This window comes from Gandjariella thermophila, assembly GCF_005405885.1.
Taxonomy (GTDB): domain Bacteria; phylum Actinomycetota; class Actinomycetes; order Mycobacteriales; family Pseudonocardiaceae; genus Gandjariella; species Gandjariella thermophila.
On sequence record NZ_BJFL01000001.1, the window covers coordinates 120,226 to 133,890 of the forward strand.

A 13,665-nucleotide genomic window follows, 5' to 3' on the forward strand; every position below is an offset into this window, starting at 1 on the left:
TCACCACCAAGGTGCCGGCGGGCCTTCGGTCAGCCCCGGACCCGGCGCCGCAGCTGGTCGGGATAGTCGTCATAGCTGGCGATGACGTCGTCGAGGTCGATGATGGGCGGAAAGTCCTCGACCGGCTGCCGCTCGGCGAGGAACGCCGCGGTGTGCTCGACCACGGTCCGCTCCTCGACCCCGGTGACACCAAGCTCGTCGAGCACCCCGGGGTCGACGGAGAACCGGGATTCCGCACTGTCCGCGCCGCTGGCAGCGCGCACGAGGTACTCGTGTTCCGCCACCGCTTCGACGTCGAACCGTGCCATGGTGGCCACCTCCTGACTCGTTCGCCCGCCACGTCGATCGTTCCGCCCGGCACGTGCCCCGCCCCGGGAACCGACGGCCGGGACGACGCACGCTCCTGTCGCCTACCCGCGCCGGCCGCCCGGCACACGCGGGGCCGCGCGACCCGCCCCGTACGGGGCATCGGCGCCTACCGCGGGTGCCGGCCGCCGCCCTCGGCGTGGCGCTGTGTCGCGGGCACCGTGCCCGGCTCCGGTATACGGTGAGGTATACGGTGATCACGATGTCCGCCGATCTCGAGCCCGCCAGCCTCGGGAACCGCCGCCGGGTGGTGCCCGCCGTGCGGGAGCGGCACGCGCCCGGCGCGGCGGAGCGGCCCACCGTGGTGGACGCCGAGTTCGTGCCGGACGATCCACTGGGGTCGGGTGGCGCGGCCGCCTTCGACGCGCTGCTCGGCGACTGGCTGCTGGGCTACAGCAATCCGCGCACCCGGCTTTCCTACGGGGACGCGCTGGGCCTGAACCGTGACTGGGTCCGCGACCTCGGCGGCCAGCCCGCCGCGTCGCCGGCCCCGTCCACCTCCCGGCGCCGCGCGACGCCGCCGCGCCGGACGGGCCGGCACCGGGACCTGGCGTGGTTCCGGTGGTGCGACCGGCATGCGCTCCACCCGCTGGCCGCCACCAGCACCGACGTCAAACGCTGGCAGGCCGACATGGTCGCCGCGGGGGTGCGCAAGACCACCCGCGCGCACCGGCTGGCCGTGGTCGGCGAGCTGTACCGGTACCTGGTGGACGCGGGCGCCGTGCCGGCGAACCCGGCCGCCTTCGACCGCGGCGGGCTGGGCCTGGCCAGCCGGGCGGACACCGCCGCGACCGTCGTGCTCACCGCCGAGCAGGTGGACCAGCTCCTGCTCGCCGCGGGCCGCCCCCGGCGCGGGCTGCACCCGCTGATGGCCCGGCGCGCGGTGGCCGTCGTCGCGATCTTCACCCTGGGCCTGCGGGTGGCCGAACTCGCCGGCCTGCGCCGGAGCGACCTGCACCAGACCCGCGGCCGCCGCGCCCTGCGGGTGACCGGCAAGGGGGACAAGTCGCGGATCGTCTACCTCTCCGGGCTGGCCGCCGATGCCATCGACGCCTACCTGGCCGAACGTGACCGCTGGACACGCGGCGCGGTACTCGCCAACCCCGGCGCGGTCGGCCCCCGGCACAGCCCGCTGATCGCCACGCGAGACGGCGGGCACATGGACCCGAGGGACATCTGGGCGCTGATCCGCCGCGTCGCCAGGGCAGCCGGGCCCGCACTGGCGGATGTCGCCGACCGGATGGGGCCGCACGTGCTGCGGCACTTCTATGTCACCGCGGCCGCCGAGGCGGGCGCCGACATGACCCACGTGCAGGCCGACGTGGGGCACGCCTCGGTGGACACCACCAACCGCGTCTACAACCAGGCCGCCCGCCACCCCGACCGGTCCGCGGTCGACCTCGTGGCGAGCGCGATCCTTGCCGCCCGCTCCCGGCACGACGGTGAGCCCGACGAGCGGTACCGGGCCGCGCTGGACGCGTTGGCCGCCGAGGACCCGGTGGAACAGCTGGTGGCGTTGCAGCAGCTCGAGCGGGTGGCCGAACGGCACCCGGAGCGGGCCCGCGACATCGCCGCGCATCTCGCCGGCCTGACGCGCCAGCCGGCACCACATCCCCGGGTCGCCGAGGCCGCGGCGGCCCTGCACGCCCGGCTCGGTGGCTCCGGCCGCTGAGCGTTGCGCAGCCGGCGCGGCAGGTCCTTCCCGGGCGCCGCCCACCGCGGCGACCACAAGAGGCATAGGCTGGCCGGCCGTGACCACACCGTCGCCGCAGGATCCGGTTGGCGTGTTGCGGCGCGCCGTCGATGACCTGCTGCACGTGCTCTCCGTGGCCGACCACGGGCGGCAGGGGCGCGAGGAGGTCAACGACGCGCTGGTCGGTTTCACCCGCCGCGCCCAACCCATCCAGCAGCCGCTGGCGGAACTCGCCGCGGCCGAGGGCGGCGCGCTGGCCGGTGCGCTCGCCCACCTGCGTCGCGCGTTCGGCCATCTCGCCGTCGACGATCTGGAGGCCGGGCGCAGCGAGGTGGCCGCCGCCCGCGGCCTGCTGGCCCCGCTGCGCCGTCCCGCCGCCCCCGACACCGGGCTGACCCGCTACCCGTAGCTGCCCTCGATGGCGGCCGCGGCCACGGCGGTGACCACCTTGAACGCCTTCATCGCCTCGGTCATGGTGGGCGCGTCGAAGCCGACCCGGCGCGGCCCGATCTGCTCGACGGTGGGCACCGCCGAGGCGGCCAGCGCCAGGTGGGTGGCGTCGAACTCCACCTCGACGCGGTGCCCGCCCGGCCGTGGCTGGCCACGGCCGGCGTGGACCATGGCGGCCTGGGCGGCGGTGCGGATCCGCTCCGCGGTGCGCTCCGGTGGCAGGCAGATCGCCGCGTACCGGCTGACGCACTCCTTCACCGCCACCCGCCGCGCCCGCGGCGCGTAGCCCTCGGCGTCCGCACAGGCCTTGTCGTCCCCGGTGACCAGCAACACCGGCACGCCGTGCTCGGCGGCCAGCGCCGCGTTGAGCCGGCCCTCGCTGGCCGGCTCGCCGTCCAGCCAGACCCCGGTGATCGAGTTCTCCAGGTAGGTGTGGGCGAGCACGCCGTCCTGGCCGGCGCCGGCGTGGTAGCCGAGAAAGATCACGCCGTCCACGCCGGAGTCGATGCCCTGCATCATCGACAGCGGCTTGTGCCGGCCGGTGAGCATCCTGGCCCGCGGGTCGAGGTCCTCCAGCAGCAGGTTGCGCTGGCTCGAGTGCGCCTCGTTGACCAGGACGTCGGTGGCGCCACCGGCGTGCAGGCCAGCCACGCAGGCGTTCACGTCACCGGTGAACAGCCGGCGAAAGCGCTGCCACTGCTCGGTTCCGGGCACCACGTCGTCCGTCCAGGTGACGCCCGTGGCGCCCTCCATGTCAGCCGAAATCATGATCCGCACGGGTTCCACGTTACGACTTGGCAAGATCAGCCGGTAACTATTGACTACTTACGATAATTCATAGTTACTGGCTAACGGCAGGCGAAGGGGTGGTGGGTGTGCGGCCGTGGGGGACATTCGCGGGCATGGTCGGCGCGGTGGCGGTGGCCCTGGCCGCGGTCACCGCGCCGACCGGGCAGCCGCCGGCGCACGCCGAGCAGGGCGCGGCGCTTCGCGTGGCGCTGACCACCGACGTCGACTCGCTCAACCCGTTTCTCGCCACGCTCGCGGCCAGCACCGAACTCGGCCGGCTGATGTACGAGTTCCTCACCACCTACAGCGCGAAGGACCAGTCCCCGGTGCCCGCGCTGGCCGAGCGCTGGACCACCGCACCGGACAATCTGACCTGGACGTTCACCATCCGCTCCGGCGCGGTGTGGTCCGACGGCGTGCCGATCACCGCGCGGGACGTGGCCTACACGTTCAACCTGATGCTGACCAACCCGGTCGCCCGCACCGCCAACGGCAACTTCGTGGCGAACTTCGATTCGGTGAGCGCCCCGGACGACCGCACCGTGCTGATCAGAACGAAGACGCCGCAGGCCACCATGCTGGCGCTGGACGTGCCGATCGTCCCGGAGCACGTCTGGTCCAAGGTGACCGATCTGGCCGGCTACGCCAACGACACCACACCCGTGGTGGGCAGCGGCCCGTTCGTGCTCGCCGACTACAAGCCGAACCAGTACATCAAGCTCACCGCGAACAAGAAGTACTGGCGCGGCCCGGCCAAGATCGACGAGCTGGACTTCGTCTCCTACAAGAACGCCGACGCGGCGGTGCAGGCTCTGCGCAAGGGCGAGGTCGACCTGGTCAACCGGCTCACCCCGGACCAGTTCGACGGGCTGCGCGGGCAGACCAACATCGCGGTGCACAAGGCGCAGGGCCGCCGGTTCACCGAACTGCTGCTCAACCCCGGCGCGGCCACCCGCACCGGGGAACCCATCGGCGACGGCCACCCGGCGCTCCGGGACGTGCGGGTGCGCCGGGCCATCGCGCAGGCCATCGACGTGCGAACCCTGGTCGACAAGGTGTTCGCCGGCTACGCCGAGCCCGGCAGCGGCTACATCCCATCAGTGTTCCAGAGCTACCACTGGGAGCCGCCGGCGGGCACCGCGCGCCGGTTCGATCTCGCCGCGGCGGGCCGCGCCCTGGACGAGGCCGGCTACCCACGCGGCCCGGACGGCATCCGCCGCGGCGCGGACGGCCGCCCGCTGGCCCTCCGGCTGGTCGGGCACAACAACGTCAGCTCCGACGCGCAGGTCGCCGACTACCTCAAGCGGTGGCTGGCCGACATCGGCATCGCCGTCGACGTGCAGATGCTCTCCGGTAACCGGCTCAACGAGGTCACCGCCGCCGGCGACTACGACATGGCGTTCAGCGGGTGGGGCGTCAACCCGGACCCGGACGCCGTGCTGGGCCTGCAGACCTGCGGGCAGCGGCCCGGCCCGGACGGCAAGGGCGGCACCACCGACTCGTTCTTCTGCGACCCGGTCTACGACGACCTCTACCGCAGGCAGCTCGCCGAGTTCGATCCGGTGAAGCGGGCCGACCTGGTGCGCCAGATGCAGCAGCGGTTCTACGACCAGGTGCCCGCGGTGATCCTGTTCTACCAGGACGCGCTGGAGGCGTACCGGGCCGACCGGTTCAGCGGCTTCCCGGTGCAGCCCGATCCGGGCGGGGTGATCCGCGAGCAGAACGGCTACTGGGGCTACTACGGCGCGCAACCGGTGGCCGGCGCGGACAGCGGCGGCTCCCGTGACCTGTGGGCGGTGCTGCTGCGCTTCGGTGTGCCGCTGGTCGTGGTCGGTGGGGTGGCGCTGTATGGGTACCGGCGGCGCCGCTCGCGCGAGGACGACCGTGAGTGAGCCGGCCATGACCGACGCGATCACCCCGATCGAGCCGCGCGCCGAGGCCGCGGAGCGGCGCGCCGGCGGGACGATGCGGTTCGTGGCCGCCCGCCTCGGCGGCGCGGCGGCCAGCCTGCTGCTCGTCGTGGTGCTGGGCTTCCTGCTGTTCCGGGTGATCCCCGGTGACCCGGTGCGGACCATGACCCGGGGCCGGCCGGTCAGCCCGGAGCAACTCGCCGAGCTCCGCGCCCGGCTCGGCCTGGACCGCCCACTACTCGAGCAGTTCGTGTCCTACCTCGGCCGGCTGGCACACGGCGACCTGGGCGTCTCCTACCAGTACAGCCGGCCGGTGGCGGCACTGGTCGTGGAGCGTCTCGGCCCGACGGTGCTGCTGGTCGGCACGGCCACCGTGATCGCCGTGGTGCTGGGCCTGTGGTTGGGTGCCCGCGCGGCGTGGCGTCGGGGAAGTGGCTTCGACCGGGCGGTCACCGGGATCGCGGTGACCCTGTGGTCGGTGCCCACGTTCTGGCTGGGCCTGATCGTGCTCATGGTGTTCGCGGTCGGCGCCGGCCCGATCCCCGGACTGTTCCCCACCGGCGGGATGACCTCACCGGACACGCCGCCGGGCGCGCTGGCGCACGCCGCGGACGTCGCCCACCACCTGGTGCTGCCGTGCCTGACCCTGGTCGCCGTCATCTATGCCCAGTACCTGCTGGTGATGCGGTCCTCACTGGTCGAGGAGATGCACGCCGACTACCTGACCACGGCGCGGGCCAAGGGGCTGCGCGAGGACCTGGTGCGCCGCCGGCACGCGGTGCCCAACGCGCTGCTGCCCACGGTGACCCTGGTGTTCCTGCACCTGGGGCTGGTGGTGTCCGGGGCGGTCACCGTGGAGACGGTGTTCTCCTGGCCGGGTCTCGGCCTGCTCACCTACGAGGCGTTGCAGGTGCCCGACCTGCCGCTGCTGCAGGGCACCTTCCTCGTGCTGGCCGGCGCGGTCGTAGCGATGAACCTCGTCGCCGAGCTGCTGTACCGGGCGCTCGATCCCCGGGTGCGCACGCCGTGACCGCGCCACGCTCGATCGCGTGGCAGCGGCGCCGAGCGGCGGCCGGGCGGGCGTGGGCGGCGTTCCGCGCCGACCGCGCCGGCCTGGCCGGGTTGGTGATCATCGCGGTCGTGGTGGGTCTCGCAGCGCTCGCTCCGGTGCTCACCGACCCGGCCGGGCTGGACGTGACCCGGGCCGGTGGTCCCCGGTTGGCGCCGCCGAGCTGGCGGTTCTGGCTGGGCACCGACGAGAGCGGCCGCTCGGTGCTGCTGCTGGCCTGGTGGGGCACCCGCCTGTCGCTGCTGGCGGGGCTGGCCGCGACGGTGCTCTCGGTCGCGATCGGCACGGTCGTCGGGCTGCTGGCCGGGCACTTCGGCGGCTGGACCGCGGCGGTGCTGCTGCGGGTGACCGACTTCTTCCTGGTGCTGCCGTCGCTGGTGCTGGCCATCGCGCTGGCCACGGTGCTCGGCCGCGGCCTGGCCTCGATCGTGGTGGCGATCGCGGTGACCTCGTGGCCCACCACCGCGCGGCTGGTGCGCGCGCAGACCCTGGCCGTGGAGGCCCGCCCCTACGTGGAGCGGGCCCGGCTGCTCGGCGGCGGCCACGGCCACGTGCTCGGCCGGCATGTGCTGCCCGCGGTCGCGCCGCTGGTGCTGGCCAACACCACCCTGGCGGTGGCGGGCGCGGTGATCGCCGAGTCCACCCTGGCCTTTCTCGGCCTCGGTGATCCCGGCGCGGTGTCCTGGGGGTCGATGCTCAAGGCGGCCCTGGACACTGGCGCGGTCACCGCGGGCGCGTGGTGGTACCTGTTGCCGCCGGGCCTCGGGATCGTCACGGTGGTGCTCGCCTTCACCCTGTGCGGCCGAGCGCTGGAGGCCGTGCTCAACCCGCGACTGCGGGAGCCGTGATGGGCGATCCGCTGCTGGAACTGCGCGATCTCACGGTGCGCTACCGGAGTGCCCGGGGTGCCGTGCCGGCGGTGCGCGGCGTGGACCTGCGCCTGGCGGCCGGGCAGACCCTCGGGCTGGCCGGGGAGTCGGGCTGCGGCAAGTCCACCCTGGCGCTGGCGGTGTTGCGGCTGCTGCCGAAGTCCGCCGAGATCGGTGGACGGGTGCTGCTGGACGGCGAGGACGTGCGGGCGATGTCCTTCGGCCGACTCCGCGCGGTGCGCTGGGCCGGGGCGTCGATGGTGTTCCAGGGCGCGCAGCACGCGCTCAACCCGGTGCGCCGGGTGGGCGAGCAGATCGCCGAGCCAATCCGGCTACACGGCACGGTGCCGCGCCGCGCGGTCCGGGATCGGGTGGCCGAGTTGCTCGCGGCGGTGGGGCTGCCGGCGTGGCGGGCGCGGGCCTACCCGCACGAGCTGTCCGGCGGCCAGCGGCAGCGGGTGATGATCGCGATGGCGCTGGCCTGCGAGCCGCGACTGGTGATCGCGGATGAGCCAACCACCGCGCTGGACGTGATGGTGCGGGCGCAGGTGCTGGCGCTGCTGTCGGCGCTGGTCGCCGAGCGCGGTATCGGCCTGCTGATGATCAGCCACGAGCTGGCCGCGCTGGCCGCCGCCTGCCGCCGGCTGGCCGTGATGTACGCGGGGCGGATCGTCGAGGAGGGGCCCGCGCAGCGGGTCTTCCGGGCGCCCGCGCATCCCTACACCGTGGCACTGGCCGCGGCGTTCCCGATCGTCGGTGACCCGGGGTCGCGGCGGGCGCCGCGTGGGCTTCCTGGCGATCCTCCGGACCCGGCCCGGCTGCCCACGGGTTGCCCGTTCCACCCGCGGTGCCCGGTGGCCGGCCCGGAATGCCCGGAGGTCGCCATCGCGCTGCGGCCGGCCGCTCCCGGGCACGAGGTGGCGTGCGTGCGGATGGCCGGGGACTTCGCGGGGGCCGACGGGTGAGCGGACTGTTGCGCTCCGAGGGGCTCACCGTCGACTACCGGGTGCGGGGCGGGGTGGTGCGTGCCGTGGACGGGGTGCACCTTGACCTGCACGCCGGCGAGATCCTCGCCCTGGTCGGCGAGTCGGGGTGCGGCAAGAGCACGCTGGCCGGGGCGCTGCTCGGGGCGCGGCAACCCAGCCGGGGGCGGGTGCTCTTCGACGGCGACCCGCTGCCGGTCTCCGCCCGGGGCCTGCGCGCCTACCGGCGCCGTGTACAACTCGTGCCGCAGGATCCGGCCGGGGCGCTGAATCCCCGGTACAGCGTGTACGAGGCGGTCGCCGAGGGCCTGCGCATTCACCGCGTGCCCGGTGACGAGCGTGTGCTGGTGGCCGAGGCGCTGGCCACGGCGGGCCTACGGCCGCCGGAGCGGTTCCTCGCCGCGCTCCCGCACGAGCTGTCCGGCGGGCAGCGGCAGCGGGTACTGATCGCGGCGGCCGTGGCGCTGCGCCCGGTCGTGCTGCTCGCCGACGAGCCGGTGGCCTCGCTGGACGCGTCCGCACGCGGCGAGATCCTGGGCCTGCTGCTGCGGCTGCGCGACCACCTCGGGTTGGCCGCGCTGGTGATCACCCACGATCTCGGCCTGGCCTGGAACGTCGCCGACCGGGTCGCGGTCATGTACCTGGGGCGGATCGTCGAGGTTGGACCGGCGGGCGCGGTGCTCACCGCGCCCCGGCACCCCTACACCCAGGCGTTGCTTTCCGTGCTGCCCGAGTCCGACCGGCCGGCGACGGTGCTGGCCGGCGAGCCGCCCGACCCGGCCAGGATGCCGCTCGGGTGCCGGTTCCATCCACGCTGCCCCGCGCTGGCCACCGGCCGCGCCGCCGCCGTGGCCGACAGGTGCCGCACGATGGACCCCGCCGTCCTGCCCGGCGGCCGCGCCAGCGGCGCGGCCTGCCATCTGCTGCCGGCGCCCAGCGGAACGTGATTGGAGGCCGCCCATGTCCGACATCGTGGAGCAGGGGAACGCCGCGTACTTCGACCCGCAGCTGTCCGCCGGGGTACTCGCCGCGTTACGCGTCCTGGCCACCGCTCCCGCCAACGCGCAGGCCCTGGCCGACCGGGCGTTCCGGCTGATGCGGGTGGCCCGGCAGGACCCGCGGGACTTCTCCGCGCGGCTGTCCGGTTCAGCGCGCCGAGAACGGTGCCGAGCGCCTGGTCCGGCACGGTTCCCCCGGTGCTGAGCGTCGGCTGCGGTTCTACCGGGCCGGCAACGCCGGTGGTCCGGGGCGGGGTCCCTCCTCGCCGGTGATGGCGGTGCATGCCTGCCACAGCTCCGGCACGGTGGGCCGGTCGGCGGGTTTCGGTTGCAGGCATCCGTCGATCGCCTCGGCGAGCGGGCGCGGCAGCCGTCGCAGAGCGCGCACGGACGGCGCGACCCGGCACAGCTGCAGGTAGCGCGTGGGGTCGCCGGAGTAGGACCATTCCGGGCCGGCGCCGCGGGGTGCCGCGAACGGGCGGGTGAGGGTGGCCGCCTCGTACAGCACCAGGCCGATGCCCCACACGTCGGCCGGGGTGTCCAGGAAGTCGCCCTCAGCCTGCTCGGGTGCCAGGTAAGCGCGGGTGCCGACGCCGGGATGGCAGGTGCCCGGCGGGCGGGCCAGGCTGAGATCGATCACCTTGGCGCGGCCGGCCTCGGCGATGATGTTGCTCGGCTTGAGGTCCAGATGCAGGTAGCCGTGGTCGTGCAGGTACCGGATGGCCGAACAGAGTTGCCGGCCGAGGTGCGCGATGTCCGATGTGGACAGCCGGCGGTGGCGGTCCCGCAGCAGGGCACCGAGGTGCGTGCCGGTCAGCGCCTCCAGGACAAGGACGGGTGGCTGGCCCGGTGCGGGCTGGACGAGGTCGTAGCCGCGGACGAGGTGCGGGTGGGTCAGTTCGCGCAGCAGCCGGCCCTCCAGCAGCAGGCGCCGGCACACTTCGTCGACACCGACCCGGTCGGGCCGGGGCGTCTTGACGAAGCACCGGGCATACCGCTGCTCGCTCCACGCGTCGTAGGCGTCCAGGTCGGCGCCACGGCGCAGGTGGGCGACCACCCGGTAGCCCGGGGCGATCTCGTGGTCGGGCGGGTAGGGCTTGGGCGGGTCCAACGAGTAGTCGGTCATGGCGGTATCGGCTGGTCACCGGTGGACCGGCCCGGCAGCTCACCGAGCCGGCACGGTCATCGCGTCATCCGCGCCGGCCACGCGTGGCCGGCGCCGGCCGCGTCCCGCGGGGCGCGGCCGGCCGGAGCCTCGGGTGGCCCCCGCTCATCGCTCTCCGGGCGATCGAAGCCCGTTGCCCGGCACGGGCCATGCGGACAACCCGGCCGAGTCGAGCGCACCGACCTGTCCGGGGCGCTCCCGCTCCCCGCGCCCGTCGACGGCACCTGGTGGTGCCGACGATGCCGACTCCATCGAGTCGGACGAACGCTCATAGCGGACGAGGAAGCCGTCCAGGACATCTCTGGTGGCCTTCAGCGACCGCGCGTGCCGGCCGAGCGCGGCGGCACCCGCCGGGGTGAGTTCGTAGGTACGCCGGGCGGGCCCGGCGGAGGAAGTCGACCAGGACGAGCGCACCATGCCGCGCTGTTCGAGGCCGCGCAGCGCGCGGTACACCCCGCTGGAGTCGCTGTCGGCGTCGGAGACCGACTTGAGTCGTTCGGTCAGTTCGTAACCGTGGTCCGGGCGTTCCTGCAGCAGCAGCAGCAGGCACGCCTGGAGGAAGTTTCGTGGTTCGCAATCACGCATACCGTGGCCCCCCGGGCAAGACGACGATGGAACTCGGGGTCCTCGGTGGCCGTGGTCGCGGCGCTCGGTGCTGCCAGCGGAGCGCGCTAGCCAGCATCCGCATGGCCGCCTCCCCACCCAGTAGCGCCACAGGTTCAGCCGCCCGGGTCCCCTGGCAGTACCCACACCTAACGTGACACCCCCGTTTGGGCGTGTGAATGCCCGGAACAGGTGAACGCCGTGCCGGTGGCTCACGCAGCGGCTAACACAGTGCGGGGTCCAGCACGGTGAGTGTGCCCGCGTCGGCGTCCAGTTCGGTGAGCACGCCCAACGGCACGGTCAACGGCGCGTCACGGTGACCGAACCCGAGTTCCCAGATCACCGGGACGCCGAGGTCGCCGAGCCGGTCGGCGAGCACGGCGCGCACCGCCTCGGACTCGCCGCAGCCGGTCCAGGAGCCGAGCGCGATCCCGGCGGCGTCGGCGAACCAGCCGGCGCGGCGCAGTTGGGTGAGCATCCGGTCCAGCCGGTACGGCGCCTCGGCCACGTCCTCCAGCAGCACGACCGCTCCCGGCGGCGGCGCGGCCGCGTCCCAGGCGCCCAACCCGGCCACGAGCAGGCTGGCGTTGCCGCCCGTGGTCACACCGCGTGCCCGCCCGGCGACCAGCGGTCCGGCACCCGGCCGGGTGAGCACCCGCACCGACTCGGGTTCGAACAGCGTGCGCCGAAGATGTTCCCTGGCATGCGGGTCGGCGAAGGACGGGCCGGCGATCATCGGGGAGAACAGCGTGACGACGCCCAGATGGCGGCCCATGGCCTCGTGCAGCGCGGTGACGTCGCTGGACCCGGCGAAGATCTTCGGCCGTGCCGCGGCCATGGCCGGCCAGTCCAGCAGGTCCAGCAGGCGCAGGCAGCCGTAGCCGCCGCGGGCGCACAGCACGGCGTGCACGTCCGGATCGCACCAGGCGTGCTGCAGGTCGCGAGCCCGGTCCAGGTCGGGGGCGGCGAGGTAGGGGAGGTCTGGGTGGCCGTCCAGGACGTGCGGCGCGACGTCCACCTGCAGCCCCCAGGACCGCAGCACCGCCACCCCCTGGGCAAGCTGATCCCGGGGCACCGGCCCGGCCGGGGCGACCACCGCGACCCGGTCGCCGCGGCGCAGCCGGCGCGGCCGGAGCCGCTCCACCGGGCTCGCCGGCACCCCCGCATCCTCAGGTGGCGCGCTCCTCCCCACGCCACGACCCTATCCACCGGCGCTGCGCGCCACGACCGCCGGCCTGCCCTTGTCCACGGTGGACTCGACGGTGATCGAACCGGTCTCGCGGACGATCATCGCTGGCCAGCGTTCGCGGGCGGCGAAACGGGGGGACCGGGCTGCTCTGCCCAAGGTCGTGGCCTAGGGTCGGTGGTGTCATGGCTCGTGTCATCCACGTCTTCCGCCACCCCGACCGCTTCGTTGCCGGCACGGTCGGGGACCCGGGCGAACGCACCTTCTACCTCCAGGCCACCGACGACAGCAGGACCATCAGCGTGCTGCTGGAGAAGCAGCAGGTCTCGGTGCTGTCGGAACGGATAGGAACGCTGCTGGAGGAGGTCCAGCGCCGGTTCGGGGCCGAGGTGCCCGACACGGTGCCGGACGATCTCATCGACACCGGACCGCTGGAGACCCCGGTCGACGAGGAATTCCGGGTCGGCACGATGGGCCTGGGCTGGGACGCCGAAAGCCGGGCCGTCGTGATCGAGTTGCTCGCGGTCACCGAGGAGGAGGTCGACGAGGCCGTCGTCCTCGACGACACCGAGGAGGGGCCGGACGCGGTGCGGGTGTTCCTCTCCCCGTTGGAGGCGCGCGCCTTCGCCGAGCGGGCCGAACGTGTCGTCCGCGCCGGCCGCAAGCTCTGCCCGCTGTGCGGCGAGCCACTCGATCCCGATGGCCATATCTGCCCCCGGCAGAACGGGTATCGGCGCACCATCGAAGGGTGAACGACGGCGACATGGGGCCCGCCGACGCGGCCACGCGCGACCTGCTCACCCGCGGCCGGATCGAGGTGCGTGGCCGGTTGGTGGACGCGTCGAACACCACGCTGTTCTGTGACATCACCCTGGACGGCGTGGCGGCGGAGTGCGTCTACAAACCGGTGCGCGGCGAGCGGCCGCTGTGGGACTTTCCGGACGGCACCCTGGCCGGACGCGAGGTGGCCACCTACCTGATCTCCGAGGCGGCGGGTTTCCATCTGGTTCCGGCGACCGTGCTGCGCCCCGGGCCGTTCGGACCGGGCATGGTGCAGATCTGGGTGGACGCCAAGGAGGGCGACGAACTCGTCGACGTGCGCGCGCCGGAGGAGGTGCCGGACGGGTGGCGGCAGGTGCTGCGGGCACACGACCGGTTCGGCTCCCCGGCGCTGCTGGTGCACGCCGACCACCCGAGGATGCGGCTGCTCGCCGCGTTCGACGCGGTGGTCAACAACGCCGACCGCAAGGGCGGCCACGTGTTGCACGCCACCGACGGCGGCGTGTACGGCGTCGACCACGGCATCTGCCTGCACGCCGAGGACAAGCTGCGCACCGTGCTGTGGGGCTGGCTGGGTGAGCCGCTGCCGGAGGACGCCGTCGCCGGGCTGCGCCGGCTACGCGAGAGGCTCGACGGCGCGGACGGCAAGCGGCTGTCCGAGCACCTGACCCGCCGGGAGTTGCGGGCGCTGGCCGATCGCATCGACCGGCTGCTGGCTGCCGGGGTGTACCCCGAGCCGAACGGCGACTGGCCGGCCATCCCCTGGCCGGCGCTGTAGGCCGGCCCGCCGCCGAACCGCCGCGA

15 protein-coding genes are annotated in these 13,665 nt (G+C 74.1%); 10 read left to right on the forward strand and 5 right to left on the reverse strand.

The genetic code is table 11. From position 1 onward, the window contains the following. Window positions 1-29: 29 nt before the first annotated feature. On the reverse strand, window positions 30-308 hold the full coding sequence (locus FFT21_RS00600) for a hypothetical protein (protein ID WP_137811713.1): 279 nt from the start codon (window positions 306-308) through the stop codon (window positions 30-32). Window positions 309-568: 260 nt separating this feature from the next. On the opposite strand from FFT21_RS00600, the gene FFT21_RS00605 reads away from it, so the two are divergent. Both FFT21_RS00605 and FFT21_RS00610 read left to right on the forward strand, forming a co-directional pair. Next, window positions 569-2,038, forward strand: coding sequence for a tyrosine-type recombinase/integrase (locus FFT21_RS00605; RefSeq protein ID WP_137811714.1), 1,470 nt, complete (start codon window positions 569-571; stop codon window positions 2,036-2,038). A 79-nt stretch (window positions 2,039-2,117) separates the two neighbouring features. Then, window positions 2,118-2,468, forward strand: coding sequence for a hypothetical protein (locus tag FFT21_RS00610; RefSeq protein WP_137811715.1), 351 nt, complete (start codon window positions 2,118-2,120; stop codon window positions 2,466-2,468). Here FFT21_RS00610 and FFT21_RS00615 read toward each other — a convergent pair. Then, window positions 2,459-3,286 carry a M55 family metallopeptidase gene (locus FFT21_RS00615; RefSeq protein WP_192909320.1) on the reverse strand — a complete coding sequence of 276 codons (828 nt, stop codon included), beginning with the start codon at window positions 3,284-3,286 and terminating at the stop codon, window positions 2,459-2,461. The genes FFT21_RS00610 and FFT21_RS00615 overlap by 10 nt on opposite strands. Before the next feature lie 125 nt (window positions 3,287-3,411). Here FFT21_RS00615 and FFT21_RS00620 point away from each other — a divergent pair, with 125 nt between their 5' ends. Genes FFT21_RS00620 through FFT21_RS00645 form a run of 6 tightly spaced genes read left to right on the forward strand, consistent with a single transcriptional unit; the run spans window position 3,412 to window position 9,332 of the window. Next, the gene (locus FFT21_RS00620; protein WP_137811716.1) at window positions 3,412-5,190 is read left to right on the forward strand and encodes an ABC transporter substrate-binding protein; all 1,779 of its coding nucleotides are present in this window, start codon (window positions 3,412-3,414) and stop codon (window positions 5,188-5,190) included. Between the two features lie 7 nt (window positions 5,191-5,197). Further along, window positions 5,198-6,238 carry an ABC transporter permease gene (locus FFT21_RS00625; protein ID WP_137811958.1) on the forward strand — a complete coding sequence of 347 codons (1,041 nt, stop codon included), beginning with the start codon at window positions 5,198-5,200 and terminating at the stop codon, window positions 6,236-6,238. Next, on the forward strand, window positions 6,235-7,125 hold the full coding sequence (locus FFT21_RS00630; RefSeq protein WP_137811717.1) for an ABC transporter permease: 891 nt from the start codon (window positions 6,235-6,237) through the stop codon (window positions 7,123-7,125). The genes FFT21_RS00625 and FFT21_RS00630 overlap by 4 nt, the downstream gene beginning before the upstream one ends. Further along, on the forward strand, window positions 7,125-8,111 hold the full coding sequence (locus FFT21_RS30885; RefSeq protein ID WP_137811718.1) for an ABC transporter ATP-binding protein: 987 nt from the start codon (window positions 7,125-7,127) through the stop codon (window positions 8,109-8,111). The genes FFT21_RS00630 and FFT21_RS30885 overlap by 1 nt, the downstream gene beginning before the upstream one ends. After that, on the forward strand, window positions 8,108-9,076 hold the full coding sequence (locus tag FFT21_RS30890) for an ABC transporter ATP-binding protein (RefSeq protein WP_443093351.1): 969 nt from the start codon (window positions 8,108-8,110) through the stop codon (window positions 9,074-9,076). The genes FFT21_RS30885 and FFT21_RS30890 overlap by 4 nt, the downstream gene beginning before the upstream one ends. Window positions 9,077-9,089: 13 nt before the next feature. Next, complete coding sequence (locus FFT21_RS00645) at window positions 9,090-9,332, forward strand: hypothetical protein (protein ID WP_137811720.1); 243 nt, start codon at window positions 9,090-9,092, stop codon at window positions 9,330-9,332. 15 nt (window positions 9,333-9,347) lie between these two features. Here FFT21_RS00645 and FFT21_RS00650 read toward each other — a convergent pair whose 3' ends face one another. The 3 genes from FFT21_RS00650 to FFT21_RS00660 all read right to left on the reverse strand — a co-directional run bounded on the left by FFT21_RS00650 (window position 9,348) and on the right by FFT21_RS00660 (window position 12,054). After that, on the reverse strand, window positions 9,348-10,253 hold the full coding sequence (locus tag FFT21_RS00650) for a serine/threonine-protein kinase (protein WP_137811721.1): 906 nt from the start codon (window positions 10,251-10,253) through the stop codon (window positions 9,348-9,350). 144 nt (window positions 10,254-10,397) lie between these two features. Further along, window positions 10,398-10,877, reverse strand: a complete 480-nt coding sequence (locus tag FFT21_RS00655) for a helix-turn-helix transcriptional regulator (protein ID WP_137811722.1) — start codon at window positions 10,875-10,877, stop codon at window positions 10,398-10,400. A gap of 241 nt (window positions 10,878-11,118) precedes the next feature. Further along, entirely contained in the window at window positions 11,119-12,054 is a 936-nt protein-coding gene (locus tag FFT21_RS00660; RefSeq protein ID WP_225978000.1) for a S66 peptidase family protein, read from the reverse strand. 212 nt (window positions 12,055-12,266) lie between these two features. Here FFT21_RS00660 and FFT21_RS00665 point away from each other — a divergent pair, with 212 nt between their 5' ends. Together FFT21_RS00665 and FFT21_RS00670 are read left to right on the forward strand one after the other, a co-directional pair. Continuing rightward, window positions 12,267-12,833 carry a DUF3090 domain-containing protein gene (locus FFT21_RS00665; RefSeq protein WP_137811723.1) on the forward strand — a complete coding sequence of 189 codons (567 nt, stop codon included), beginning with the start codon at window positions 12,267-12,269 and terminating at the stop codon, window positions 12,831-12,833. An 11-nt stretch (window positions 12,834-12,844) separates the two neighbouring features. Beyond that, window positions 12,845-13,639 carry an SCO1664 family protein gene (locus tag FFT21_RS00670; protein WP_137811960.1) on the forward strand — a complete coding sequence of 265 codons (795 nt, stop codon included), beginning with the start codon at window positions 12,845-12,847 and terminating at the stop codon, window positions 13,637-13,639. The last annotated feature ends 26 nt before the right edge of the window (window positions 13,640-13,665 follow it).